We start from the raw sequence: 415 nt of genomic DNA, 5'->3' as shown, positions 1-415 counted from the left end.
GCCAGGTTCGATGCCGTGCTCTTCGACCGGCTGCGGGAAATCATCGCGGCCGGCGTCGAAACCGGGGAGTTCGATAGCAGGGTCGAGCCGGCCGTCGCAGCGGAGTTTCTCGTGACGGCGATTACAGGTGCCCATACCCGACACGTCGCCACAGACCGTTCGATAGACAGATTCAAAGAGACGATTACGCGATACGCTGAGACCCATCTCCTGACGGACACGCCAGCGGAGGCGACCCGCTGATGGGGATTCGAAGTCGCGTTAGTGCGCTGTTCAAGGGGCCCGAGGAGTTCGACCTCACGTCGGGTGGCATCGGGAAGCCGCTGTTTTTCCTCTCGATGCCGATCGTCATCACGAATCTCTTCCAGACCGCGTACAACCTCGCGGACACGTTCTGGCTCGGCCAGTACAGCAC

The 415-nt window shown here is 61.4% G+C and carries 2 pseudogenes; both read left to right on the top strand.

From position 1 onward, the window contains the following. Window positions 1-243: pseudogene (locus FY251_RS21805) on the top strand (TetR family transcriptional regulator C-terminal domain-containing protein); the annotation flags it as partial. After that, window positions 243-415 (top strand): annotated as a pseudogene (locus FY251_RS23270) (MATE family efflux transporter); the annotation flags it as partial. The pseudogenes FY251_RS21805 and FY251_RS23270, both read left to right, overlap by 1 nt.

The sequence above is a fragment of the Haloferax sp. KTX1 genome, from assembly GCF_902410085.1.
GTDB classification, from domain to species: domain Archaea; phylum Halobacteriota; class Halobacteria; order Halobacteriales; family Haloferacaceae; genus Haloferax; species Haloferax massiliensis.
Note: the sequence above shows the minus strand (reverse complement) of the source record. Positions and strands in the feature narration are given on the sequence as shown.